We start from the raw sequence: 22,153 nt of genomic DNA, 5'->3' as shown, positions 1-22,153 counted from the left end.
CAGTGGGCCGCCGCCTGCCGGTGGAATCTGAATCGACATCGGCATGCCATCCGCCAGCCATGCCGGCAGACCACCGTCTATATAGTGGTACTTGTCGTGACCGATCACGTCGAGCAGCCAGATGAAGCGTCCGGCCCAACCGCCGCCCTCATCGTCGTAAACCACGTAGACCGCGTCCTTGCGATGGCCCAGCTCACCGAACAACGCTTCCAGATCGGCTTTGGCCGGCAGCAGCCCCGGCGCCGGCGGCTGGCCGAGCTGGGTGCGCTTGGGGTCGACAAAGCGCGCGCCGGGGAGATGTCCCTCGCTGTAGCGCGCGGCACTGGTCAAATCCACCAGAATCAGCTCTTCAGACTCAAGCCGAGGCAGCAGGTCGCTCGGTTCGATGACGAGCGGCAAGCCAGAGAAGTCAGACATGCGAGGTCTCCAGAGCACAAAGGGGGGAATTGTAGCGCAGCCTCATCGGCCGCGGCTGCTAAAGCTGTGCAGGGCTTTTTCGATGCACTGCGCGGTTTTGCCAAAGGCTTGCACGGTGATGTCGGCGAACGGCCCGCCGCCCTGATCGGCGACGACGATCATGATCACCCGGCCGTTATTGACCAGTGAGCGCAGGAACAAATGCTCGCCACGAAACAGCGTGCGCAGGCCCGGCGGCAGCAGGGCGGAGAACTGCGCGTTGTTCTCCGGGGTAATCCGTACCTGCGCCTGTTGCGCCAGCAGCCGTTGCAGCACGCTGCTTTGGCTGACGACAAAATTCAGCGCCGCCGCTTCTTTCGGCAGGCCAGCGGTTTGATTCACGCGCAGATTGGACTGCGTGCGGTCGGCCATCAGGATCATCATTCGACGCATGCCGCTGGCAATCAGCGCATCGCGGGCGGCGACGGTCAGGCTCATGGCATTGGTGAAGCGGCTCGGTTCGGCGAGCAGTTCGGCGCATTGGCGGCGCCATTGGCCAAGGTCTTCAGCGCTCGGCGCCGCTGCGGGCAACATGCCTGCCGGCAAGCGGTGCGTGCCCCACGGCCACAGCAGCGAAACCGCCGGGTGCCAGAGATCCGGCATCGCATGCTGACGCGCACTGTTGGCCGCCTGCTGGTGCAGTTGTTGCTGCACGTCATCCATCGAGATTTGCAGATAAAGGCTGGTCAGGTACTGCCAGCGTTCACTGTGCGGACTGTCCCAGGCCTGTTGCGCCGAGAGCGCCAGACCGTTGGCCAGCAGCACAGTGTTGGCCGGCTGGTTGAGCCAGCGGCGCAAGGTCGGATCGTCATCCAGGCGATTCTGCTGGCGCAGCGGATGTTCGCTGTCGCGGGCGATGCGCAGCACTTTCACCAGTTCACGCTGTTCGCTGAGCAGCAATTTATAGCCTTGCTGCACCCAGATCGGTAGATGCCAGACCGCCACCAGCGCTTCAGCGATCCGCAGCAGGCGCACGCCGAATAATTGCTTCTCGACCACGCGTGCCGATTCACCCTTGTGGATAACCCGCAGCTCCCATTCTTCGAGCAACTGTGGATAAGTGAGCGCCAGTGGCCACAGCGGCGACAGAAACAGCAGGCTGCCCCAATGAATGTCCTGCCACAGCCGCGCCAGGCGACTGGCGAAAAAACCGTTGGCCTGTTGCGTCGCGTGCTGGCTGATCATCTGTAACTGGCGCAGAGCCTTGGGGATCTGCATTTGCGGTTCAGCGGGCAGGCGCGCGAGCAATTCTTCGGTGCGGGCAAGGCCCAGGCGATTGATCGCCACCTCAAGATTTTCCGCTGGCGTGGCCATGGTGCCGTGGGTGTGACGATTGGCCTCACGGATGATGCTCAAGGCCAGCGCCGGGCTGTCCTGCATCAGGTCGGCGATGTCGCGCAACGAGCTGCGATTGTCGCGGATCGCCCGGCAGACTTTATCGTGAGCCTCTTGCGGAACGGGCAGGCGGACGCTGTCGAGCAGTTTGACCCAGCCTTCGAGGGTGGTCGGTTTTGCGTGTGGGACGTTCGTTTCATTAGCCATGTCTGGACGGGATCTTCACTGACTGTAGACGCGCCCGGCATGGGCTAAATTGGCTTTTCGCCTGAACTGGCTATAGTCTGGCGCAGTTTTGCCGATAAGTAGAAGAAGAGATTTTTTAACTTCCGAATATGACCTTGAACCCGACTCAGTAAGTACTTTCCTACCTATGGCTAAAATTATCGGCATCATCGTCGTATTCGCGAGCGTGCTCGGCGGATACGTGCTTTCCCACGGCAAGATTGCCGCCCTGATCCAGCCTTTCGAGGTGATGATCATTGGTGGTGCTGCACTCGGTGCATTCCTGCAGGCCAACCCTGGCTACATGACGATGCACGTGCTCAAGAAATCCCTGAGCATGTTCAGTTCGCGCTTTAGCCACACTTTCTATCTGGAAGTGCTCGGTCTGATCTACGAGATCCTCAACAAGAGCCGCCGCGAAGGCATGATGGCCATTGAAGGCGACATCGAAGATGCCGCCGCGAGCCCGATCTTCGCCAAGTACCCGGCCGTGCTCAAAGACGAACGCATGACCGCGTTCATCTGTGATTACCTGCGCATCATGTCGTCCGGCAACATGGCCCCGCACGAGCTGGAAGGCTTGTTCGACATGGAGCTGTACAGCCTCAAAGAAGACCTCGAACACCCGTCCCACGCGGTAAACGGCATTGCCGACGCCATGCCCGGTTTCGGTATCGTCGCGGCGGTACTCGGTATCGTGGTAACCATGGCCTCGCTGGGTGAAGGTGACCAGAAGTCCATCGGCCTGCACGTGGGTGCGGCACTGGTGGGTACCTTCTTCGGTATTCTCGCTGCGTACGGTTTCTTCGGCCCGCTGGCGCACTCCCTGGCCCACGATGCCAAGGAAGAGCTGAACGTCTACGAAGCCATCAAGGCCTCGCTGGTGGCTTCGGCTTCCGGCATGCCGCCGTCGCTGGCGGTCGAGTTCGGTCGCAAGGTGCTGTACCCGGCCCACCGTCCAAGCTTTGCCGAGCTGGAACAAGCCGTTCGCGGTCGCTAAGCCATGGAAAATAATCAGCCGATTATCATCAAGCGCGTCAAGCGCATAGCCGGTGGGCATCACGGCGGGGCGTGGAAAATCGCCTTCGCCGACTTCGCCACGGCGATGATGGCGTTCTTCCTGGTGCTGTGGCTGCTGTCCACCGCGACGCCTGAGCAGAAGATCGCCATCGCCGGTTACTTCAAGGACCCGGTCGGCTTCTCCGAAAGCGGCACGCCGTACATTATCGATCTGGGCGGCACGCCGACGCTGGCGCCGGAAAACACCCTCAACCCTGAGGTGAAGTCCCAGCCGCAACCGGACAAGGTCACCGTCGACGCCGAGCAAGTCGAAGGCATGGCCGAAATGGTCGAGAAAGAGCGCCTCGAACTGCTTCTGCAAGAACTGCAGAACAAGGTCGACGAAAACCCGCAATTGCAGAAGTTCAAGGATCAGATCCTCTTCGAGATCACGCCGAACGGCTTGCGCATCCAGATCATGGACGCCGAGAACCGGCCGATGTTCGATTCCGGTTCTGCACGCCTGAAGCCGTACTTCGAAGACATTTTGCTGGCCATGGCCGACACCATCAAAGCGGTGCCGAACAAGATCAGCATCAGCGGTCACACCGACGCCAAGCCGTACATCGGCACCGGCGATTTCGGTAACTGGGAGCTGTCGGCCAACCGTGCCAACGCCGCCCGTCGTGCGTTGGTCGCTGGTAGCTATCCGGATGCGCAAGTGGCGCGGGTGGTCGGTTATGCCTCGTCGGCGTTGTTCGACCGGGAAAACCCGTTCAACCCGGTCAATCGCCGCATCGACATCGTCGTCCTGACCAAAAAGGCTCAAGCCGCGATCGAAGGTGCGCAAGGTGCCGATCCAGCGAAACCGGCAGATCAAGGTCAAAACGGCGCTGCTCCGGCAACGCCGGTTGATCCAAATGCGCTGCCGGCGGATCAGCAACCGGTGCCTGCGCATGAGTTGCGCGAGCGGTTGAACCTGTTTGATGACGCCGCGCCGAAACCGGCGGAACCGGGGAGTGCGGCGCCAGCGCCGGCCACTCCGCCAGCCACTGCCCCGGCCCCCGCGCCGAAGCAGTGACCGACAAAAAAGCCGACAGCGATGTCGGCATTTTTGTTTCTCAATACCAACGCTAAGCTAGCTCACACGAATATGCGTTTGCGCACCGTATTCCCTATCAAGAATTTTGCACGCTATCATTGCTTCTGATACCGTGTGAAAATTATGATAAGGAAGGGCGGCCATGGCTGATTCCACTGTCGAAAAAAACGACATCCACGAACGCAGCGAGTTGGTTGAGTTAAAGGCTTATGTAGACCATGTGCTCGGCCTGAAGCTTCGTTTAACTCCGTGGAATCACGTTAATACACTTCCGTATGCGCTACGCGACCGCTATGAATTTCTTGTCACAGAAATTTTTGGGGCTAAATGTCTCATTCTCAAGGAGCGCCTATCACGTGATACGAGCGTTGCTGATGTCGCAAAACATATGCATGTGATCAAGCTTCAGGCGCTCAAGAAAACATCCGAAATACTGGATTCGATGATCTTCGTCACAGACTCTCTCCCAAGCTATGACAGAAAGCGGTTGGTCGAGAAAGGTGTTCAGTTCATCGTGCCAGGAAACCAGCTGTACCTGCCGGCGTTTGGCATGGATCTGCGCGAGTACTACAGGCAGCGCATGGAGAAACCTCAGCTTTTGAGTCCTGCCACCCAATCCATGCTTATTCAATCCCTGAACAAAGGGTGGCAGCGCGACCAGCCGACTACTCGCTCGATTTTTGAAAGAGCATTCAGCTACGCGAAAATGACCATCACCAGAGCCCTCAGTGAACTGACCGCCTTGGACATTGTTCGGCTTGATAAGGAGGGCACGGAGTCCTCGATAGTTTTCACATTGTCCGCGAGGGAGGTCTGGGAAAAAGCCAAAGACCACATGCGCACACCAGTAAAAAAAACCATTTGGCTGAACGCTTTACCTGAAGCCCTTGGTACCCCAATGTTATTGGCGGGGGAAACGGCCCTTGCAGAGTTGAGTCTTCTTGCCAGCCCGAGAATACCTTGCTTCGCAACGACGACACCGCAGTTCGATGACATTCTAAAGCGTGCTCAATCCGAGCAATACGGCAGGTCGAATGAGGCATATGGTGAAGCGTTCTCCGCTCGAGGTTCGCGCTCAGGCCCCGCAAAGACTACGTTAGAAACTATTTCGCTTTTTCACGAGGTGCCGCAAAACCATGCGGTATGTTGTATCCAGTTGTGGAGCTACGAACCTTTTCCTGGCAACACCAACGCCGCTGCCGTTGACCCGTTTTCGCTCTACTTGAGTCTGAAGGATGGGCATGATGACCGTGTGCAAATCTGTCTGGATGAAATGATGGAGAACGTTAAGTGGTAGTTGGAATTGATCGGTTCAGAGAGTATTTCAAAGACTATCAAGGCAGTTACGTATTGATTGGTGGCGTCGCGGCATCCATTACCATGGATCTTCTGGATGAGGCATTTCGGACCACTAAGGATCTGGATATCGTGCTGGTTGTCGAGGCGCTCAATCTACAATTCGTCGATCAGTTCTGGAAGTTCATCAAGGACGGCGGATATACGATCCGATAAAGAGGAGACAGCGGAGGGAGATCGCCCGTTTTTTACCGTTTCCAGAATCCCGAAGACAAATCCTTTCCAGTTCAGGTCGAGCTTTTCTCTCGAGTTCCGGAGGGGCTGGATCACGAAGAAACCTCCCGAATGACCAAAATTCCTGTAGAGGAACAAGCCGCCAGTCTTTCCGCGATCATTCTGGATGATGAGTATTACAACTTTCTCGTGGCCGGCGTCGGTCACACCGAGGACATCAGCCACATCGGGGCAGATCGACTGGTTCCCCTTAAAGCGCATGCCTGGCTTAACAAAAAGGCGCAGGTCGAGAATGGCGAGCGAGTGGATAGTCGAGATATCAATAAACACTTCAAGGATGTGATCTTGCTTTCGGCCGGTCTTACAGAGGCGATGACCCGCCTGCCTGAGCGATTGGCTTTCGACTTGAACTCATTTCTGAGTCAAGTGCCAGCGGAGCTTGCGTCAAATCCTCAGGCTTACAACGGGGTGGATGGCGATCGTTTGATCAAGTTGATTCGAAAAGCCTTCAGTCTTGGCTAATTCATTGTTGAGTATTTGCTGAAATTGGATGACGGCGACGTCTTGTGCGGAAAGCCTGAAGACCAGCAAGAATAGACCAGAGGGCCGAGCGCTGGGCGCGGCTCTCTGGTGCAGGTCAAAACCCCCGCCGAATCCTGCTCTTCAACTGATCATGAAACTGCTCGGCATTCCTCTTGTAAGTCCCCTTCATCGACTCACTCATCGAATCCAGCATCACCGACCGCTTGTTCGTCACTTCCTCGCGATAAGCATCGATAAAGAAATCCAGATCTCTGTCCGTACTCAACTTCGGCCATTTATCCAGATACAACGGCAACTGCGCCGGCCCGGTCTTGAACGAGCAGATCCGCCGGTTGCTGATCGTCGCCTCACCAATCTCGAACGGCACCCACCACGACAAAGCGGTCCTCTCCGACACCACCGCGAGCAAGTGCGTGCACTCGGTGATGTTGCGGGTGATGACGCCGGTAATGTCATCGGTGGTCTGCGATTCCGGGTCGAGCACATCCAGGTAGGTTTTGATGTTGGCCTGTTTCAGGCGACTGTTGATTGCCATGGCCTGCATACGATCCATGTGGCGGTAGCTGATGAAGACAGGCATCAGAAGTGTCCTTTAATCGCGAGTTCGCGGTAGTAGGCGCCGAGCGCGGTGAGGCGGCAGCCGGTGGAGTGGAGGGCGGCGTAGTACATGTGCTCGGCGTCGACCGGTTCGATCAGGCTGTGGCGATTGCACTTTTGCAGCTGGGCGAAGACCTCGCCGTGCTCGGGGTTGAACGTCGCTTCGGTCGGCTCGTAGCTGGGGTCGAGAGGGTAGGTTGATTCGGCTTCGGCAAACCACTCGGGCAGCTTGCGCAGGATCTCTTTGGGGATCAGCGGCGAGACTTCACGCAGGGAAATGAACTGCGACACGTTGGTCTTGAACACCGGGCGTTGTTCCCAGGCGTCGAGGGCGTTGTCGACGAAGGAATAGAGGCTTCCGGGGGTGATCTTGCCGAGGATATTCGCCGCGCCACCGTGCAGAGCCTGCAGCAGTAAACCGGTAAACACGCCGTGTTGCGCGCCTTCCATGGCCGGTTCTTCCTTTTTGCACGCGGTCAGAATGGTCATGCCTTCGCCGACCACACTGCTTTCGCTGCGCAAGGCGCGCACCTCGCCGGCGGCGCCGCTTTGGCAGCAATCGAGGATGATCACTTTGTTCTTGATGCGCGTGGCTTTGCTCGCCCAGTTGAGGATGTCGCTGATGCGGATGCCATCCTTGGCGTTGCGATAATCCTGGGGCAGCAGCATGCCCTCATCATTGTCGGTGTCGAAGCCGCCATGCCCGGCGAAGTACAGCAGAGCGACGTTGCAGTCACCGGAAAACAGCTCGCGGATCTGGTCTTCGAGCATCTCCCGGCCCAGGTAATCCTCGGCAGAGGTCAGCACTACGTTCTTGAAATTGGGGTCGCCGTCGGCGTCGGTTTTCAGCACCGAGGCCATGGCCATGGCGTCATTGCTGCAACCGCTCAGGCGCGAAATATGGGTGTAGTCGTTGATGCCGATAAACAGTCCCTTGCGCATGATCAGGCCGCCGTGTGCAGACGGATCGCGCCGACGATGCTGTTGGTGTTCCACGCGCATTCGGCGTCTGCGGCGTTACGCACCACCGTGGAAATACGCTCGGCGCCGAACGGTTTCACCGCGATGATCACCTTGCCCATGCGCTTGGCGATCTCGATTTCCTTATTGATCCACTTGCTGTAGGTCGAATACATGCCGGCCATGATCAGAACGGCGGAACAGGGGCGAATCTTGTTTTCGATGGCTTCTTCGAGCTGCTGGTCGGTCTGTGCGCCCATGATCGGGTTGTGCGTCGGCACCGAGAAATTCTTGTAGGTGAAGTCGGGGTGGGCACTGAGCAGGCGCACCAGGTTGTCGTGGGCGTGGGAGTAGTTCCACGAGTGGCTGATGAACAAATGGTAGGTTTGCATGGGGGTTCCTCTTTGGCGCGAACGTGCGACGAGGAACTCAATGTAGGCCCATGAAATGAGCCTACAAGGCTTGGGCGGAGAAAGAGAAATGTCCTGCAAACAGGCGTGCAGAAGTCCTACAGAAAAGCCTGATGTTTAAAAGCGGTAGGGAGGTGTCAGGTGAAAACCGACATCCGGCAGCCCTTGGGCAAAGGGCTACCGGTACGACTGTTTAATAGCCGTTTTCAGGCAAGCTGGCGATGATCGAGCGGTAGCTGTTCATGCGTTGTTGCTGCACGCGGCCATCTTCCAGCGCCTTGAGCAGCGCACAGCCCGGTTCACGGTCGTGTTTGCAGTCGCGGAAACGGCAAGTGCCGAGCAAATCATTGAACTCGATAAAACCGGCTTCAACGTCGGCGCGGCTGACGTGGCCGAGGCCGAATTCGCGAATACCCGGGGAGTCGATCAGTTCGCCGCCGCCTGGGAAGTGGAACAACCGCGCGGTGGTCGTCGTGTGCGTGCCCTGACCGGACAGCTCGGACAACGGCCCGACACGGGTTTCCACTTCAGGCAGCAAGCTGTTGACCAGCGACGACTTGCCGACACCGGACTGACCGACGAACACGCTGATGCGCCCGTCGAGCTGCTTTTGCAGTTGTTCCATGCCGTCACCGTGGTGCGCCGACACTTCCAGCACCGGATAACCGAGCGTGCGGTACACCGCCAGCAGCGCGTTGAGCGCCGGTGCGTTCTGCTCGTCGATCAGGTCGAACTTGTTCAGCAGCAACAACGGGCGGATGCCGGCGTGTTCGGCGGCTACGAGATAACGGTCGATCAGGTTGGCATGCGGCTCGGGCAGCGGCGCGAAGACGATGACGATCATGTCGACGTTGGCGGCGACCGGCTTCAACTGGCCACGGCTGTCCGGACGGCACAGCTCGGTGGTACGCGGCAATTGCGCGACGATCACACCGATGCCCTGATTGCCGGCACGCCAGACGACCGTGTCGCCGGTCACCAGCGCCGGCAGGTTGGCGCGCAAGTGACAGCGGAAAACCTGGCCAGCCTGTTCGCCGTCAATGGCCTCGACCTCGACCTGCACACCGAAGTGAGCGATCACCAGACCGGTTTGTTCCGGGCCCAGGTCGCCGCCCTCAAGGGCTTCGACAGCCGAGGACTCGCGTTTGGCGGCGCGTGCGGCGCGTTCGCCCTGAATCTTTTCGATGCGCCAGTTTTGACGACGATTGAGTTGGCGTTTGGCCATGGGTGTTCCGTCTGAAGAATGCAGCGATTAGGTAAAACGGCCGCGAGTTTAGCACGCCCGGCAAGCTGCCTAGGCTAAACTGCGCAGCATTGCCTAGGAGCCCCATTATGCAAAACCCGCAGAACCTGATCTGGATCGACCTGGAAATGACCGGTCTGGATCCGGACAACGACGTCATCATCGAAATGGCCACCATTGTCACCGACAGTGACCTCAACACCCTGGCCGAAGGCCCGGTGATCGCCATTCATCACAGCGATGAAGTGCTCGCCCGCATGGACGAGTGGAACACCCGCACCCACGGCAACTCCGGCCTGACCCAGCGCGTGCGCGACAGCCGTATCAGCATGGCCGAAGCCGAAGCCGAGACCATCGCGTTCCTGGAGAAATGGGTACCGAAAGGCAAGTCGCCGATCTGCGGCAACAGCATCTGCCAGGATCGCCGCTTCCTGTATACCCACATGAAAGGGCTGGAAAGCTACTTCCACTACCGCAACCTCGACGTCTCGACGCTCAAGGAGCTGGCGGCGCGCTGGGCACCGGACGTGCGCGACAGCTTCAAAAAGGGCAGCACGCATTTGGCGCTGGACGACATCCGCGAATCCATCGCCGAGCTACAGCACTACCGCAGGCACTTCATCAAATTCTGATGCGATCCCGGTAGGAGCTGCCGAAGGCTGCGATCTTTTGATCTTGATTTTCAGGTTCAAAACAAAGATCAAAAGATCGCAGCCTGCGGCAGCTCCTACAGAAGATTGCATCGAATGTGGCGTCCTCTTTTGGTGCCGCGCCGAAATGGCTAGACTGCGCGCCTTCCTGACTGGATCGCCACCATGTTGCTGATGCTCTATCTGATTGCCATCACCGCTGAAGCCATGACTGGCGCGCTGTCTGCCGGGCGTCGTGGCATGGACTGGTTTGGCGTGGTGCTGATCGCCTGCGTCACGGCGTTGGGCGGCGGTTCGGTGCGTGACGTGCTGCTCGGGCACTACCCGCTGACGTGGGTCAAACACCCTGAATACCTGGTGCTGACCTCGGTGGCGGCGATGTTCACCGTATTTACCGCGCGCTGGATGCGTCACCTGCGCTCACTGTTTCTGGTGCTCGACGCCGTCGGCCTGGTGGCGTTCACACTGATCGGCTGCATGACCGCACTGGAAATGGGCCACGGCATGTTGGTCGCCTCGGTCAGCGGTGTGATCACCGGCGTCTTCGGCGGCATCCTGCGTGACATCTTCTGCAACGACATCCCGTTGATCTTCCGCCGAGAACTCTACGCCAGCGTCTCGGTCGCGGCAGCGTGGTGCTACATGCTTTGCCTGTATCTGAACGTGCCGGGCGAGCAGGCGATCCTCATCACCCTGTTCGGCGGCTTCCTGCTGCGGTTGCTGGCGATCCGCTTCCACTGGGAAATGCCCAAGTTCGTTTACAACGATCAACCGTAACGCGATATTCCATGTAGGAGCTGCCGAAGGCTGCGATCTTTTGACGTTCAAGATCAAAAGATCGCAGCCTGCGGCAGCTCCTACAGGGGATTATGCGATTCCGTGTTGTTTCAGAGCCCATTCGACGTGTTCTTGTACCAGCTCTGACGGATAGTCCCGCCGCGCCTTCAACGCTTCCAGCACCGGAATGCTCGACGGCGCATTACCGAGCCCTACCGCCAGATTGCGCAACCAGCGCTCATACCCGGCGCGGCGCAGCGGTGAGCCTTCGGTGCTGCTGAGGAATTTGTCCTCGTCCCACATAAACAACTCAGCCAGTTCCGCGTTGTCGAGATTGTGCCGTGGCTTGAAGTCGCTTTCGCCGGAAGGTTTGGCGAAGCGGTTCCACGGGCAGACGATCTGGCAGTCGTCACAGCCGAACACACGGTTGCCGATCAGCGGGCGCAGGTCTTCAGGAATCGCGTTTTTCAGTTCGATGGTCAGGTACGAAATGCAGCGTCGCGCGTCCAGCACATACGGGCCGACGAACGCGTTGGTCGGGCAGATGTCGAGGCACGCGGTGCAGCGGCCGCAATGTTCAGTGCTGTGAGGCTCATCCACCGGTAACGGCAGATCGACGAACAATTCGCTGAGGAAAAAATAACTGCCAGCCTTGCGATTCAATACCAAGGTGTTTTTACCGATCCAGCCCAGTCCAGCCTGTTCGGCGATGGCTTTTTCCAGCACCGGCGCGCTGTCGACAAAGGCACGGAAACCGAACGGGCCGATCTCGGATTGAATCTTGTCGGCTAATTGTTGAACGCGTTTACGGATCAATTTGTGGTAATCGCGGCCCAAGGCATAACGCGAGACGTAGGCTTTTTCCGGTTGAGCCAGGCGTTTGGCCATTTCGGTGTCGCCGGGCAGGTAGTCCATGCGCAGCGAAACCACGCGCAACGTGCCCGGCACCAGTTCTTCCGGGTGCGAACGTTTGCTGCCGTGGGCGCCCATGTAGTCCATTTCGCCGTGGTAGCCCGCTTCGAGCCAGCGCTGCAGATGCTGTTCATGCTCGGCGAGATCCAGACCGCTGATGCCGACTTGCTGAAAGCCCAGCTCGCGGCCCCAATTCTTGATCGATTGGGCGAGGGCGGGCAGGTCTGTGGTGATGGCGGACATGAGGCGAGAGAAACCGGAGCTGAGGTGCGTATAATTCTGCCAGACATCGGAGCCCGAAGACGCATGCCGCACACGAAAGATCAATTACCCGACGCGCTGTATGGCGCCGCACAGGTGCGCGAACTCGATGCGCGGCTGATTGCCGCCGGCACGCCGGGCTTCGAACTGATGCAGCGCGCTGCGCATGCGACCTGGCGAGCGCTGGTGCGGCAATGGCCGTCGGCGACTGAACTGACGGTGCTGGCCGGGCATGGCAACAATGCCGGTGACGGTTACCTGGTCGCGGCCATGGCCCGGCGAGCCGGGTGGAACGTGCACGTTTTGGCGGTCGGCGATCCGCAGCGTCTGCAGGGCGATGCTGCGCTGGCCCATGCCGAGGCGTTGGCGGAAGGTGTCGCGGTCCAGGGCTGGCAGGCTCAGAGCGAACTGCGCGGGATCATTCTCGATGCATTGCTCGGCACGGGTCTGAGCGGGGATGTGCGCGAGCCTTACGTGTCAGCGATCAAGGCCATCAACGCCAGTGGCCTGCCGGTGACGGCCGTCGATATCCCTTCTGGACTGAGTGCTGACACCGGGCACCTGCTGGGTGTCGCCGTACGAGCTGATCTGACGGTTACCTTCATCGGCCTGAAACTCGGCCTGTTCACCGGGGACGCGGCGGATCACATCGGTGAATTGCTGTTTAACGATTTACAGGCCAGTGCCGACATCTATCGTGACCTACCGCTCATCGCTCAGCGGCTTAACGCGGCTAACCTTCCAAGGTTGGCACCGCGAGCACCGGCTGCGCACAAGGGCCGTTTCGGCCACGTGCTGTTGATCGGTGGCGATCACGGTTTTGGCGGGGCGATTTTACTCAGCACCGAAACGGCCCTGCGCAGCGGCGCGGGCATGGTTTCGCTGGCGACCCGTCCTGAACATGTCCCGGCAGCGTTGACGCGAGTGCCAGAAGCGATGGCGCTCGGGACTTCGTCGGCCAATCAGTTGATGGCGTTGCTGGAGAAAGTCTCGGTGCTGGTGGTGGGGCCGGGGTTGGGGCAGGCCAGTTGGGGGCGCGCGTTGTTGTCGGCGGCAGCCAATGCGGCATTGCCGCAAGTGTGGGACGCCGACGCGCTCAACTTGCTTGCGAGTGGTTTCGTTGATCTGCCCAAGGACTGTGTGATCACCCCGCATCCGGGTGAAGCGGCGCGCTTGCTGGGAATCAGCACAGCGCAGGTGCAGGCGGATCGTCCGGCGGCGGCGCTGGCGCTGAGCAAAAAATACTCAGCGGTGGTCGTGCTCAAAGGCGCGGGCAGCCTGATTGCTCATCCCGATGGCCGTCTGGCGTTGTGTCACCAAGGCCATCCCGCCATGGCCACTGCGGGACTCGGTGATGTGTTGGCCGGTTTGACCGGTGCGCTGCTGGCGCAAGGCATGGACGGTTTTGATGCCGCTTGCCTGGCGGTCTGGCTGCACGCCAATGCGGGGATGCAACAAGGCAAATTGGGCCGTGGGCTGGCGGCCAGTGATCTGATTCCAGCCATTCGTCAGTTGTTGGAGGAGCATGCACCGTGTCTGAAGTAACCCTGTACCTGGCCGATGAACAGGCCATGAGCGACTTTGGCGCACGGATCGCCCGCGTGACCCAGGGCCATGGCCTGATTTTCCTTGAAGGCAATCTGGGGATGGGCAAAACCACGCTGTCGCGAGGCATCATTCGTGGGCTCGGTCACGTCGGTGCGGTAAAAAGTCCGACCTTCACCCTGGTCGAGCCCTACGAGATCGGCGACGTCCGCGCCTTCCACTTCGACCTGTATCGACTGGTCGATCCGGAAGAGCTGGAGTTTCTCGGCATCCGCGACTATTTCGAAGACGATGCCCTGTGCCTGATCGAGTGGCCCGATAAAGGTGCAGGCTTTTTGCCAAAGCCTGACCTGACCATTACCATTAGCCCGCAAGACAGCGGGCGTTCGCTGAAAATTTTATCCCAGCGCTCGCGTGGCGAGGCCTGGTGTGCCGCTTTGGCATTGGAATCCAATTAAATGATGGGGTTAGGTATGCGCTTTCGCGCGTTGGTGGCTGCCGTTGGACTGTTGTTGATGGCAGTAACCGTCAACGCTGTGGCCGATTCAAAGGTCAACAGCGTGCGCTTGTGGCGAGCGCCGGATAACACGCGACTGGTCTTCGACCTCAGCGGACCGGTGCAGCACAGCGTCTTCACCCTGACCGCGCCTGACCGGCTGGTGATCGACATCAATGGTGCCACCCTCGGTGCGCCATTGAATGTGCAGACTGCCAACACGCCGATCACCGCGATGCGTTCGGCTCAGCGCACGCCGACCGATCTGCGCGTGGTCATTGACCTGAAGAAAGCCGTCACCCCGAAAAGCTTCTCGCTGGCGCCGAATGGCCAATACGGCAACCGTCTGGTGGTCGATCTCTTCGATAACGCAGCCGATGCCGAACCTGCACCTGCGCCGACACCTTCGGTCGCAACCGTACCAGCCGTGCCGGTGACCCCGACAGAACCAGCGATCAAGTTGCCGCCAGCCCCGGCCGGCAAGCGCGACATTATTGTGGTGATCGACGCCGGTCACGGTGGCGAAGACCCGGGTGCATCCGGCTCGCGCGGCCAGCGTGAGAAAGATGTGGTGTTGCAGATCGCTCGCGAATTGCAGCGTCAAGTCAACGGCATGAAAGGCTTCCGCGCCGAACTGACCCGTACTGGCGACTACTTCATCCCGTTGCGTGGCCGTACCGAAATCGCCCGCAAGAAGGGCGCTGACCTGTTCGTATCGATTCACGCCGACGCCGCGCCTTCGGCGGCCGCTTTTGGCGCCTCGGTGTTTGCCCTGTCTGATCGCGGCGCAACCTCGGAGACCGCCCGTTGGCTGGCCGACAGCGAAAACCGTTCCGATTTGATCGGCGGTGCCGGCAACGTCAGCCTCGACGACAAGGACCGCATGCTCGCGGGCGTGCTGCTCGACCTGTCGATGACCGCCTCGCTGACCTCCAGCCTCAACGTCGGCCAGAAAGTCCTGACCAACATCGGTCGCGTCACGCCGCTGCACAAACAGCGTGTGGAGCAGGCCGGGTTCATGGTGCTGAAGTCGCCGGACATCCCGTCGATCCTGGTCGAAACCGGCTTTATCTCCAACGCCAACGAAGCCAACAAACTCTCGGCCTCGGGCCACCAGCAAGCGCTGGCGCGCTCGATCAGCAGCGGCGTGCGGCAGTTCTTCCAGCAGAATCCGCCACCGGGCACCTACATTGCCTGGCTGCGTGACTCCGGCAAGATCGCCCAAGGCCCGCGTGATCACCGCGTCGGCCCGGGTGAAACGCTGGCGATGATCGGTGTGCGCTATCAGGTGTCGCCGGCCACATTGCGCAGTGCGAACAACCTGAAAAGCGATGAGCTGAAAGTCGGCCAGCACCTGACCATTCCTGGCACCGAACTGGCGTCCAAAGAATGAACGAAGTGCTGAACGCTGCCGCGCGCATCGAACTGCTCAGCCCACGGTTGGCGAACCAGATTGCCGCCGGTGAGGTGGTTGAACGTCCGGCTTCGGTCATCAAGGAGTTGCTGGAAAACAGCCTCGACTCCGGCGCCAAGCGCATTGATGTCGACGTCGAGCAGGGCGGCGTTAAACTGCTGCGCGTACGCGACGATGGCAGCGGCATTTCCGCCGATGACCTGCCGCTGGCGCTGGCCCGTCACGCCACCAGCAAGATCCGCAACCTCGAAGACCTCGAACAAGTGATGAGCCTCGGTTTCCGGGGTGAGGCACTGGCGTCGATCAGCTCCGTGGCGCGGCTGACGCTGACCTCGCGTACCCGCGATGCCGAGCAAGCCTGGCAGGTCGAAACCGAAGGCCGTGACATGGCGCCGCGGGTGCAACCGGCCGCGCATCCGGTCGGTACTTCGGTGGAAGTCCGTGACCTGTTCTTCAACACTCCGGCGCGGCGCAAATTCCTCAAGACCGAAAAAACCGAATTCGATCACCTGCAAGAAGTGATCAAGCGTCTGGCGCTGGCGCGTTTTGACGTCGCGTTCCATCTGCGTCACAACGGCAAAACCATCCTCAGCCTGCACGAGGCCCACGATGATGCGGCCCGCGCCCGGCGTGTGGCGGCGATCTGTGGCTCGGGGTTCCTTGAGCAGGCGCTGCCCATCGAGATCGAGCGCAACGGCTTGCATCTGTGGGGTTGGGTCGGTTTGCCGACCTTCAACCGCAGTCAGGCGGATTTGCAGTATTTCTTTGTGAATGGCCGGGCAGTGCGCGACAAACTGGTCGCCCATGCGGTGCGCCAGGCCTATCGCGACGTGCTGTTCAATGGTCGCCACCCGACGTTTGCGCTGTTTTTCGAGGTCGATCCGGCAGCCGTCGACGTCAACGTGCACCCGACCAAACATGAAGTGCGCTTCCGTGACGGGCGCATGGTGCATGACTTCCTGTATGGCACGCTGCATCGCGCGTTGGGCGATGTGCGTCCGGAAGATCAACTGGCCGGCTCAGTAACCACCGCCATCGTTCGTCCAAGCGGCCTCGATGCCGGGGAATTCGGCCCGCAAGGTGAAATGCGTCTGGCGGCCAATGCGCTGCTGGAGCAACCGCAGGCGCAACCGGCGTTCAATACCTCGTCCGGTGCCAGCGCTGGCGGCGCTTACCAGTATCAGTACACGCCGCGGCCGCAGTCAGGCATGCCGCCGGCCGCCGAAGCTCAAGCCGCGTATCGCGAATTTTTTGCACCGTTGCCTGAAGCCAACGCCAACGCGCTGCCCGCCGGTCAGGAAGACATTCCACCGCTTGGTTACGCATTGGCGCAACTCAAGGGCATCTACATTCTGTCTGAGAACGCTCAAGGCCTGGTTTTGGTGGACATGCACGCTGCCCACGAGCGAATCATGTATGAACGCTTGAAGGTCGCCATGGCCAGCGAAGGCTTGAGCGGCCAGCCCTTGTTGGTGCCGGAGTCGCTGGCCGTCAGTCAGCGCGAAGCCGATTGTGCTGAAGAGCACGCGGCATGGTTCCAGCGTCTGGGCTTTGAATTGCAGCGTCTTGGCCCGGAAACCTTGGCGATCCGTCAGATTCCGGCCTTGTTGAAGCAGGCTGAAGCCAACCGCCTGGTCGGTGACGTGCTGTCGGACTTGATGGAATACGGCACCAGCGACCGGATTCAGGCACACCTCAACGAATTGCTTGGCACCATGGCCTGCCACGGCGCGATCCGCGCCAACCGGCGCCTGGCATTGCCGGAAATGAACGGCCTGCTGCGCGACATGGAAAACACCGAGCGCAGCGGTCAATGCAACCATGGCCGACCGACCTGGACCCAACTGGGCCTGGACGATCTGGACAAACTGTTCCTGCGCGGTCGTTGATGAACCAGCTCCCTCCAGCGATTTTTCTGATGGGCCCGACCGCTGCGGGCAAGACCGATCTGGCCATCGAGCTGACCAAGGTGCTGCCGTGCGAGCTGATCAGTGTCGATTCGGCGTTGGTCTATCGCGGCATGGACATCGGCACCGCCAAGCCTTCGAAAGAACTGCTGGCCGAATATCCGCACCGTTTGATCGACATCCTCGACCCGGCCGAAGCCTATTCGGCTGCGGATTTCCGTCGCGATGCCCTGCAAGCCATGGCTGAAATCACCGCACGCGGAAAAATTCCGCTGCTGGTCGGCGGCACGATGCTCTATTACAAGGCTTTGGTTGAAGGTCTGGCGGATATGCCAGCGGCCGATGCGGATATCCGCGCGCAGATCGAAGAAGAAGCTGCACGCCTTGGCTGGCAAGCCTTGCACGATCAATTGGCGATCATCGACCCGGTGTCGGCGGCGCGGATTCACCCGAACGATCCGCAGCGCTTGAGTCGGGCGCTGGAAGTTTATCGGGTCAGCGGTCAGAGCATGACCGCCCTGCGTCAGCAACAATCTGCGCAAAGTACTGAAGCAGCCGCTTCGGGACTGCAACAATTGCCCTATACTGTCGCGAACTTGGCCATTGCCCCGGCAAATCGTCAGGTATTGCACGAGCGCATTAAACAAAGATTCACAAATATGTTGGAACAGGGATTCATCGACGAGGTCGTAGCCCTGCGTAAAAGAAGTGACCTGCATGCCGGGTTGCCGTCTATACGTGCAGTAGGTTACCGCCAAGTCTGGGATTACCTGGATGGCAAGCTGACGTTGGCCGAAATGCAAGAGCGCGGCATCATCGCCACGCGCCAATTGGCCAAACGCCAGTTCACCTGGCTGCGCAGCTGGGAAGATTTACACTGGCTGGACAGTCTTGATTGCGACAATCTGCCACGCGCCTTGAAATACCTTGGGACCATCTCCATATTGAGCTGAGTCCTTGCAATTGCCGTCTATCCTTGGGGGTGTGACGGCCAAAGCCATCTGAATTACCTATTTTTTATTATTGAATCCTTAAAGGAGTGCGGCACATGTCAAAAGGGCATTCGCTACAAGACCCTTACTTGAATACTTTACGTAAAGAGAAAGTTGGGGTTTCCATCTACCTGGTCAACGGTATCAAACTGCAAGGCACGATCGAGTCGTTCGACCAGTTCGTGATCCTGCTGAAAAACACCGTGAGCCAGATGGTTTACAAACACGCTATCTCGACAGTCGTGCCGGTTCGTCCAATTCGTCTGCCTAGCGCAACCGAATCCGAAGCAGGTGACGCTGAGCCAGGTAACGCCTGATAGGAGTCTCCTTTGTTCTTTGAGCGCCACGGTGGTGGTGAACGAGTGATCCTCGTTCACTTGGATGGACAGGACCCTGAGGCGCGCGAAGATCCGCAGGAGTTTCAGGAATTGGCTAATTCGGCGGGCGCCGAGACCGTTGCGTTTTTTAACGTGCCGCGTCATCGGCCAACCGCCAAATTCCTGATCGGCAGCGGCAAGGTCGAGGAGCTGCGCGACCTGGTCAAGGCTGAAGAAGCCGATCTGGTGATTTTCAATCACATCCTCACGCCCAGTCAGGAACGTAACCTCGAACGTGTTTTCGAGTGTCGCGTGATCGACCGTACCGGTCTGATTCTCGATATCTTCGCCCAACGCGCCCGTACCCATGAAGGTAAGCTCCAGGTCGAACTGGCCCAGCTTGACCACATGAGCACGCGCCTGGTTCGTGGCTGGACTCACCTTGAGCGTCAAGGTGGCGGTATCGGCATGCGCGGCCCGGGTGAAACCCAACTCGAAACCGACCGTCGTCTGCTGCGGGTGCGCCTGCGTCAGATCAAGGGCCGGCTGGAGAAAGTGCGCAGCCAGCGCGAGCAATCGCGTCGCGGCCGCTCCCGTGCGGACATTCCTACCGTGTCTCTGGTGGGCTACACCAACGCCGGCAAATCCACGCTCTTCAACAACGTGACGAAATCCGACGTGTACGCGGCCGACCAGTTGTTTGCCACGCTCGATCCGACCCTGCGCCGTCTGGAACTGGACGACCTGGGGCCGATTGTCCTGGCGGACACGGTGGGCTTCATTCGTCACTTGCCGCACAAGCTGGTCGAGGCATTTCGGTCTACGCTCGAAGAGTCGAGCAATTCCGACCTGCTGTTGCACGTGATCGATGCGGCCGAACCGGATCGCATGTTGCAGATCGAGCAGGTGATGCTGGTGCTGGGCGAGATCGGAGCCCAGGACTTGCCGATCCTCGAGGTCTATAACAAACTCGATTTGCTTGAAGGCGTTGAGCCACAAATCCAGCGCGACGAAAACGGCAAGCCCCAGCGGGTCTGGCTGTCGGCGCGTGATGGCAGTGGTCTGGAATTGCTTGAGCAAGCCATCGCCGAGTTACTTGGCAGTGATTTGTTTATCGGTACCTTGCGCTTGCCGCAACGATTCGCGCGACTGCGTGCGCAGTTTTTCGAACTCGGTGCGGTGCAGAAAGAAGAACACGACGAAGAAGGCATCAGTTTGCTGGCCGTTCGTTTGCCCCGTGTCGAGTTGAATCGACTGGTAAGCCGCGAAGGATTGCAGCCGATGGAATTCATCGAGCAACACACTTTGCAATAAAAGCCTGAAGAAGCGGTTGTGCCGTAACGGCAGGCATTCTGTAGCATTGGTCGGCGCGCCGTGGGTGCGTCTTTGCTTTATCAGATGGAGAGCGCTATGGCTTGGAATGAGCCGGGTGGCAACTCGAATAATCAGGATCCTTGGGGTGGCAAGCGCCGCAATAACGGCGACCGCAAGGGGCCACCGGATCTCGACGAGGCCTTCCGAAAGCTGCAGGAAAGCCTGAACGGGTTGTTCGGTGGTGGTAAGAAACGCGGTGATGACGGCGGTGGTTCGGGTCGCAGTGGTGGTGGCTTCGGCGCCCTGCTCGGCATCGGCTTGGTCGTGCTCGCGGCTGTCTGGCTGTACAGCGCGGTATATGTGGTCGACGAGCAGGAGCAAGCCGTGGTGCTGCGCTTCGGCAAGTACTACGAGACCGTCGGCCCGGGCCTGAACATCTACTTCCCGCCGATCGACAAGAAGTACATGGAAAACGTCACGCGTGAGCGGGCGTACACCAAGCAGGGCCAGATGCTGACCGAAGACGAGAACATCGTCGAAGTACCGCTGACCGTGCAGTACAAGATCAGCAACCTGCAGGATTTCGTGCTGAACGTTGATCAGCCGGAAATCAGCCTGCAGCACGCGACCGACAGCGCCCTGCGCCACGTGGTGGGTTCCACCGCCATGGACCAGGTGCTGACCGAAGGTCGTGAGCTGATGGCCAGCGAAATCAAGGAGCGTCTGCAACGCTTCCTCGATACCTATCGCACCGGTATCACCGTCACTCAGGTCAACGTACAGAGCGCAGCGGCACCGCGTGAAGTGCAAGAAGCCTTCGATGACGTGATCCGCGCCCGTGAAGACGAGCAGCGTTCGCGCAACCAGGCTGAAACCTACGCCAACGGCGTCGTGCCCGAAGCCCGTGGTCAGGCCCAGCGTATCCTTGAGGATGCCAACGGTTACCGCGACGAAACGGTCTCGCGCGCCAAGGGTGAGGCTGATCGCTTCACTAAACTGGTCGCCGAGTATCGCAAGGCCCCTGAAGTGACCCGCCAGCGTCTGTACCTGGACACCATGCAGGAAGTCTTCAGCAATACCAGCAAGGTACTCGTGACCGGTAACAAGAACGGCCAGAGCAACCTGCTTTACCTGCCGTTGGACAAAATGATTCAGAACAGTTCGGGCAGCAATGCGCCGGTCACCGGTTCGGCTGCCGCCAGCAACACGGATGTCACGCCGCACGTCACTGACCTGCCGCAGTCGCGCACAAGGGAGACCCGCTGATGAGCAATAAATCGCTGATCGCCCTTATTGTTGGCGTCGTCGTGCTACTGGTTGGCTGGAACTGCTTCTACATCGTCGCTCAGACCGAGCGTGCGGTGCTGCTGCAATTCGGTCGTGTGGTTCAGGCCGATGTTCAGCCGGGCCTGCATGTGAAAGTGCCTTACGTTAACCAGGTGCGTAAATTCGACGCGCGGCTGATGACGCTGGATGCACCGACACAGCGCTTCCTGACGCTGGAAAAGAAAGCTGTCATGGTCGATGCCTACGCCAAGTGGCGCGTGAAAGATGCCGAGCGCTTCTACACCGCAACTTCGGGCCTCAAGCAAATCGCCGACGAGCGTCTGTCGCGTCGTCTGGAATCCGGTCTGCGTGACCAGTTCGGCAAGCGCACCCTGCACGAAGTGGTGTCGGGTGAACGTGACGCACTGATGGCTGACATCACTGCCTCGCTGAACAAGATGGCGGAAAAAGAGCTGGGTATCGAAGTGGTCGATGTCCGGGTCAAGGCCATTGATCTGCCGAAAGAAGTCAACCGCAGCGTGTTCGAACGTATGAGCACCGAGCGTGAGCGTGAAGCTCGCGAGCACCGCGCCAAGGGTAACGAACTGGCTGAAGGCATCCGTGCCGACGCCGATCGTCAACGCCGCGTGCTGCTGGCTGAAGCCTATCGTGAATCCGAAGAGATTCGCGGTGACGGTGATGCCCAGGCCGCTGCGATCTACTCCAAGGCCTATGGTCAGGATCAGGAGTTCTACGGTTTCTACCGTAGCCTGCGCGCCTACCGTGAAAGCTTCGCGAACAAATCCGACGTCCTGGTCCTCGACCCAAGCAGCGACTTCTTCCGTTACCTGGAAAAGTCCAAGCCTTGATACGACGTTGACCTGAATCATTCCGCCCGGCGG

Annotated in this window: 23 protein-coding genes; 16 read left to right on the top strand and 7 right to left on the bottom strand. The window is 59.4% G+C overall.

Annotated elements, in window-relative coordinates:
- Both PMI37_RS04065 and PMI37_RS04060 read right to left on the bottom strand, forming a co-directional pair.
- The coding region (locus PMI37_RS04065; protein ID WP_008078357.1) for a rhodanese-like domain-containing protein at positions 1-417 on the bottom strand (417 nt) is incomplete at its 3' end.
- A 42-nt stretch (positions 418-459) separates the two neighbouring features.
- The gene (locus PMI37_RS04060) at positions 460-1,998 is read right to left on the bottom strand and encodes an HDOD domain-containing protein (protein WP_008078352.1); all 1,539 of its coding nucleotides are present in this window, start codon (positions 1,996-1,998) and stop codon (positions 460-462) included.
- Positions 1,999-2,164: 166 nt separating this feature from the next.
- Here PMI37_RS04060 and motA point away from each other — a divergent pair, with 166 nt between their 5' ends.
- From motA to PMI37_RS32165, 5 genes are all read left to right on the top strand, one after another.
- Entirely contained in the window at positions 2,165-3,016 is an 852-nt protein-coding gene (gene motA, locus PMI37_RS04055; protein ID WP_007952169.1) for a flagellar motor stator protein MotA, read from the top strand.
- 3 nt (positions 3,017-3,019) lie between these two features.
- Positions 3,020-4,096 (top strand): flagellar motor protein MotB, encoded by a 1,077-nt coding sequence (gene motB / locus PMI37_RS04050; protein WP_008078349.1) that lies wholly within the window; start codon positions 3,020-3,022, stop codon positions 4,094-4,096.
- A 163-nt stretch (positions 4,097-4,259) separates the two neighbouring features.
- Positions 4,260-5,414: a hypothetical protein gene (locus tag PMI37_RS04045; protein ID WP_008078348.1), complete on the top strand. Its 1,155-nt coding sequence runs from the start codon at positions 4,260-4,262 to the stop codon at positions 5,412-5,414.
- Positions 5,408-5,629 (top strand): hypothetical protein, encoded by a 222-nt coding sequence (locus tag PMI37_RS32170; RefSeq protein ID WP_008078347.1) that lies wholly within the window; start codon positions 5,408-5,410, stop codon positions 5,627-5,629. Before PMI37_RS04045 ends, PMI37_RS32170 begins: the two co-directional genes overlap by 7 nt.
- Positions 5,630-5,758: 129 nt before the next feature.
- Entirely contained in the window at positions 5,759-6,169 is a 411-nt protein-coding gene (locus PMI37_RS32165; protein WP_008078346.1) for a hypothetical protein, read from the top strand.
- Positions 6,170-6,284: 115 nt separating this feature from the next.
- On the opposite strand, the gene PMI37_RS04030 is transcribed toward PMI37_RS32165, so the two are convergent.
- The 4 genes from PMI37_RS04030 to rsgA form a co-directional block, all read right to left on the bottom strand.
- A complete protein-coding gene (locus PMI37_RS04030; RefSeq protein ID WP_008078345.1) occupies positions 6,285-6,770 on the bottom strand; it encodes a toll/interleukin-1 receptor domain-containing protein in 486 nt (161 codons plus the stop codon).
- The gene (locus tag PMI37_RS04025) at positions 6,770-7,729 is read right to left on the bottom strand and encodes a caspase family protein (RefSeq protein ID WP_008078344.1); all 960 of its coding nucleotides are present in this window, start codon (positions 7,727-7,729) and stop codon (positions 6,770-6,772) included. The genes PMI37_RS04030 and PMI37_RS04025 overlap by 1 nt, the downstream gene beginning before the upstream one ends.
- Before the next feature lie 2 nt (positions 7,730-7,731).
- Positions 7,732-8,139: a TIR domain-containing protein gene (locus PMI37_RS04020; protein ID WP_008078343.1), complete on the bottom strand. Its 408-nt coding sequence runs from the start codon at positions 8,137-8,139 to the stop codon at positions 7,732-7,734.
- A 211-nt stretch (positions 8,140-8,350) separates the two neighbouring features.
- A complete protein-coding gene (gene rsgA, locus PMI37_RS04015) occupies positions 8,351-9,382 on the bottom strand; it encodes a small ribosomal subunit biogenesis GTPase RsgA (RefSeq protein ID WP_008078342.1) in 1,032 nt (343 codons plus the stop codon).
- A gap of 107 nt (positions 9,383-9,489) precedes the next feature.
- Between rsgA and orn the strand changes: the two genes are divergently transcribed.
- Together orn and PMI37_RS04005 are read left to right on the top strand one after the other, a co-directional pair.
- The gene (gene orn, locus PMI37_RS04010) at positions 9,490-10,032 is read left to right on the top strand and encodes an oligoribonuclease (RefSeq protein WP_008078340.1); all 543 of its coding nucleotides are present in this window, start codon (positions 9,490-9,492) and stop codon (positions 10,030-10,032) included.
- Positions 10,033-10,215: 183 nt separating this feature from the next.
- Complete coding sequence (locus PMI37_RS04005) at positions 10,216-10,827, top strand: trimeric intracellular cation channel family protein (RefSeq protein WP_008078339.1); 612 nt, start codon at positions 10,216-10,218, stop codon at positions 10,825-10,827.
- Positions 10,828-10,917: 90 nt separating this feature from the next.
- Here the strand turns inward: PMI37_RS04005 and queG are convergent, their stop codons facing one another.
- Positions 10,918-11,982: a tRNA epoxyqueuosine(34) reductase QueG gene (queG, locus tag PMI37_RS04000; RefSeq protein WP_008078338.1), complete on the bottom strand. Its 1,065-nt coding sequence runs from the start codon at positions 11,980-11,982 to the stop codon at positions 10,918-10,920.
- Positions 11,983-12,045: 63 nt separating this feature from the next.
- Here queG and PMI37_RS03995 point away from each other — a divergent pair, with 63 nt between their 5' ends.
- The 9 genes from PMI37_RS03995 to hflC all read left to right on the top strand — a co-directional run bounded on the left by PMI37_RS03995 (position 12,046) and on the right by hflC (position 22,120).
- On the top strand, positions 12,046-13,545 hold the full coding sequence (locus PMI37_RS03995; RefSeq protein WP_008078336.1) for a bifunctional ADP-dependent NAD(P)H-hydrate dehydratase/NAD(P)H-hydrate epimerase: 1,500 nt from the start codon (positions 12,046-12,048) through the stop codon (positions 13,543-13,545).
- A complete protein-coding gene (gene tsaE, locus PMI37_RS03990) occupies positions 13,533-14,003 on the top strand; it encodes a tRNA (adenosine(37)-N6)-threonylcarbamoyltransferase complex ATPase subunit type 1 TsaE (protein ID WP_008078335.1) in 471 nt (156 codons plus the stop codon). Before PMI37_RS03995 ends, tsaE begins: the two co-directional genes overlap by 13 nt.
- 3 nt (positions 14,004-14,006) lie before the next feature.
- Entirely contained in the window at positions 14,007-15,434 is a 1,428-nt protein-coding gene (locus PMI37_RS03985) for an N-acetylmuramoyl-L-alanine amidase (RefSeq protein ID WP_202949183.1), read from the top strand.
- A gap of 8 nt (positions 15,435-15,442) precedes the next feature.
- Complete coding sequence (gene mutL, locus PMI37_RS03980; protein WP_177323294.1) at positions 15,443-17,344, top strand: DNA mismatch repair endonuclease MutL; 1,902 nt, start codon at positions 15,443-15,445, stop codon at positions 17,342-17,344.
- A complete protein-coding gene (gene miaA / locus PMI37_RS03975; RefSeq protein WP_008078332.1) occupies positions 17,344-18,315 on the top strand; it encodes a tRNA (adenosine(37)-N6)-dimethylallyltransferase MiaA in 972 nt (323 codons plus the stop codon). Before mutL ends, miaA begins: the two co-directional genes overlap by 1 nt.
- A 95-nt stretch (positions 18,316-18,410) precedes the next feature.
- Complete coding sequence (gene hfq, locus PMI37_RS03970) at positions 18,411-18,671, top strand: RNA chaperone Hfq (protein WP_007902656.1); 261 nt, start codon at positions 18,411-18,413, stop codon at positions 18,669-18,671.
- Positions 18,672-18,683: 12 nt separating this feature from the next.
- The gene (gene hflX, locus PMI37_RS03965) at positions 18,684-19,985 is read left to right on the top strand and encodes a ribosome rescue GTPase HflX (RefSeq protein ID WP_008078331.1); all 1,302 of its coding nucleotides are present in this window, start codon (positions 18,684-18,686) and stop codon (positions 19,983-19,985) included.
- 96 nt (positions 19,986-20,081) lie between these two features.
- On the top strand, positions 20,082-21,251 hold the full coding sequence (gene hflK / locus PMI37_RS03960; protein WP_008078330.1) for an FtsH protease activity modulator HflK: 1,170 nt from the start codon (positions 20,082-20,084) through the stop codon (positions 21,249-21,251).
- Positions 21,251-22,120 (top strand): protease modulator HflC, encoded by an 870-nt coding sequence (hflC, locus tag PMI37_RS03955; protein WP_008078329.1) that lies wholly within the window; start codon positions 21,251-21,253, stop codon positions 22,118-22,120. Before hflK ends, hflC begins: the two co-directional genes overlap by 1 nt.
- Positions 22,121-22,153 lie beyond the last annotated feature (33 nt).

This window comes from Pseudomonas sp. GM80 (assembly GCF_000282515.1).
In the GTDB taxonomy this organism is placed as follows: domain Bacteria; phylum Pseudomonadota; class Gammaproteobacteria; order Pseudomonadales; family Pseudomonadaceae; genus Aquipseudomonas.
This window is presented reverse-complemented; position numbering and strand designations above follow the sequence as displayed.